Source organism: Streptomyces sp. NPDC055749 (assembly GCF_053617235.1).
Genome location: NZ_JBSHFH010000120.1, coordinates 1 through 2665 on the forward strand (window position 1 = coordinate 1; position 2665 = coordinate 2665).

Annotated in this window: 4 protein-coding genes; 3 read left to right on the plus strand and 1 reads right to left on the minus strand. The window is 67.8% G+C overall.

Annotated features, from left to right (window positions below; all coding sequences use genetic code 11):
- Positions 1 to 48: 48 nt before the first annotated feature.
- Positions 49 to 798, minus strand: a complete 750-nt coding sequence (locus ACWGO0_RS37275) for a chaplin (RefSeq protein WP_453544872.1) — start codon at positions 796 to 798, stop codon at positions 49 to 51.
- Between the two features lie 453 nt (positions 799 to 1251).
- Between ACWGO0_RS37275 and ACWGO0_RS37280 the strand changes: the two genes are divergently transcribed.
- The 3 genes from ACWGO0_RS37280 (at position 1252) to ACWGO0_RS37290 (ending at position 2542) form a co-directional block, all read left to right on the plus strand.
- Positions 1252 to 1476, plus strand: a complete 225-nt coding sequence (locus tag ACWGO0_RS37280) for a hypothetical protein (protein WP_453544873.1) — start codon at positions 1252 to 1254, stop codon at positions 1474 to 1476.
- A 203-nt stretch (positions 1477 to 1679) separates the two neighbouring features.
- Positions 1680 to 2081 (plus strand): rodlin, encoded by a 402-nt coding sequence (locus tag ACWGO0_RS37285; RefSeq protein ID WP_453544874.1) that lies wholly within the window; start codon positions 1680 to 1682, stop codon positions 2079 to 2081.
- Positions 2082 to 2308: 227 nt separating this feature from the next.
- Positions 2309 to 2542, plus strand: a complete 234-nt coding sequence (locus ACWGO0_RS37290; protein WP_453544875.1) for a chaplin — start codon at positions 2309 to 2311, stop codon at positions 2540 to 2542.
- Positions 2543 to 2665 lie beyond the last annotated feature (123 nt).

A 2665-nucleotide genomic window follows, 5' to 3' on the forward strand; every position in this document is an offset into this window, starting at 1 on the left:
CAGCAACAGCTGTCCGGCCGGCCCCTCTTGCACTCCGTCGCCCTCGGCTCAGCCCTGCGAGCCGCGGGTGCGGCGCATCAGCACCGCGCCGCCGAGCATCAGTACGGCGCTCGCACCGGCAGCCAGGCCGAGGCCGGCCGAACCGGTCTCGGCGAGCTCGGAACCGGCACGGTGCGAACCGTGGTCGGCGGGGGCCTGCTCGGTGGGCTCGTCGGTGGGCGGCTCGTCGGCCGGGGGCCCGTTGGCCGGCGGCTCCTGCGGCGGCGGCTCGTGGGCCGGGGGCTCCTCCACCGGCGGCTTGTCCGTGGGCGGCTGCTCGGTGGGGGGCTCTTCCTTCGGCGGCGGCTGGTGGTCCGGGCCGCTGACGTTGGCGCAGTTGTTGCCGATGGCCGGGTTCAGCGCGCCGACGACATCGACGGTGTTGCCACAGGCGTTGACCGGCAGGTGCACGGGGGCCTGGACCAGGTTGCCCGACAGCACGCCCGGGGAGTTGGTGGCCGCGCCGTCGGCGGAAGCGCCGCCCTGGTGGCCGCCGTTGTCCTTGCCCTTGCCGGAGTCGACGTTCGCGCACGTGTTGCCGAACGCGGGGTTCAGCAGCGCGATCACGTTGACGGTGTTGCCACAGAGGTTGACCGGGACGTGCACCGGCACCTGCACGGCGTTGCCCGAACCGACCCCGGGTGAACCGACAGCGGCACCATCTGCCGAGGCGTCGGCATGTGCATAACCGCCGGCCGCGGACAGGATGCCCGAAGCCGCCGCCATGACGATCATGCTTTTACTCAAAACCTGCCGCATTACTTGTCCTTTCCTAGGACATTCCACACCCGACGGGAAAGCAGTCCAGCTGGGCGCCGGACGACAGCCATAACGAACGGGGCATGCGCGGGAAACTTGAAGACGCGTGGAAATCGTGTAACCACCCGAACGGATGACGTATGTGCGTTCGCGTACGTAGGGGACCACCGGGGCGCGGGATTCAACTTTCCCTTCCGCGCTGGACATTGATCATTGAATGAACTGCGCGCTCACCCTTGACCGGCCTGTGCGTGCACGCCTCGGCCCACGTTCGGCGGCACCTGTTTCGTTGCCGAGTCCGCAATTTCTTCACGAACAGTAGGCCGTACGAACGTAAGCCTGAAGATGGTTCGGATCGGACCGTTTCGCCGTTCGCGGGCACAGAGCGCGCCATTCCGATTCATCGGGTAATACTTCTGGTGTCCCCATTTTCAGCGCACTAGGAGTAGAGCCATGCGCAAGTTCCTCGGCCGTGCCGCGGCCTCGGCCGCAGTCGCCGCGTTCGCCGTCATTCCCCTCGCCGGTGTGGCAGCGGCGCAGGCGCCGTCCGGCGCCACCCAGTCCGCCGCCCCCTCCGACTGCGGCTGGTGGCACGGACAGTGGGTCTGCGGCCCGCACGGCGGCTGGCACCACGACCACGACCTCCTGGACGTCGACCTGGGCATCGACCTGCTCTGACGACAGCCGGCGCACGAGGAAGGGCCCCCGACGGGGGGCCCTTTCGTGCTGTCGGGGCACCGCGGGGGAACGGAACTCGTGCGTGCCCCCCTTCGCGCCACCCCGAGCGCCCGGCATTCGAGTGAATGCGGAGAACCAAACGTGCCGTGACCAGTTGGGCAGGGCGCTCCGGCACGGGGCAATCGGTACGAGAAGGGTTAATCGTGATCAAGAAGGTTCTGGCTACGGGTGCCGTCGCCGCCTCCGTCCTCGGTCTCTCGGCTACGCAGGCCATGGCGATCGGCGACGACGGAGGAACGACCTCGATCAACGGCAACGGCGCCTCGCAGGCGTTCGGCAACGCCGAGACGCACGGTGACTGGAGCCCCCAGTTCGGTCTGGTCCAGGGCTCGCTCAACAAGCCGTGTGTCGGTCTGCCGCTGAAGGGGAACGTCGGTTCGCTCATCGGCGTCGTGCCGATCTCGGTCCAGGACGTCAACGTCCTGTCCTCGCCGCAGAACCAGCAGTGCACCGAGAACTCCACCCAGGCCAAGGGTGACGAGCCCCTGTCGCACATCCTGGACGGCATCCCGATCCTCTCCGGGAACGGCGCGCACAACAGCTGACCCGGCCGCACCGCAGGCCCGGGCCGCCGGCATTCCTCCTCCGAGCGGCCCGGGCCTGCTGCTGTGCCGATCGGGGTATTTTCCGAGAATCTGCTCAGGAATGAGTTTCGATCTCGGTCGTGGGTCGTTACGAATTACAGCTTCGGAGTTACGAGCGAGCAGGACAGCGCTCGTGCGGCACGAAAGTCGTGGCCGCTCCGGACTCCGCAGCGAGAAAGGGACGAAAAGTGAAGTACACCAAGGTTGCCGCCGTCGCCGCCGGAACTCTCATGGCTCTGGGTGCAGCCGCACCGGCCATGGCCGACTCCGGTGCCGAGGGCATCGCCGCGCACTCCCCGGGCGTTCTCTCCGGCAACCTCGTGCAGGTTCCGGTCCACGTGCCGGTCAACGTCTGCGGCAACACCGTGAACGTCATCGGTCTGCTGAACCCGGCCTTCGGGAACACCTGCGCCAACACGTGAAGGATGGCGGGCTGAAGTGATCGCCCGCCGCTCGTGGGCCCCGGGGGGCCAAACGCCAGCGGGGGCGCACGATTTTTAGAGGGGCAAAATGAAAAACCGGGGGGGGCCAGAAAACGACCACAA

Bases quoted from the DNA above. Each gene is read 5' to 3' on its own strand.
- ACWGO0_RS37275 (WP_453544872.1), bottom strand. From the start codon at position 798: ATGCGGCAGGTTTTGAGTAAAAGCATGATCGTCATGGCGGCGGCTTCG.
- ACWGO0_RS37280 (WP_453544873.1), top strand. From the start codon at position 1,252: ATGCGCAAGTTCCTCGGCCGTGCCGCGGCCTCGGCCGCAGTCGCCGCG.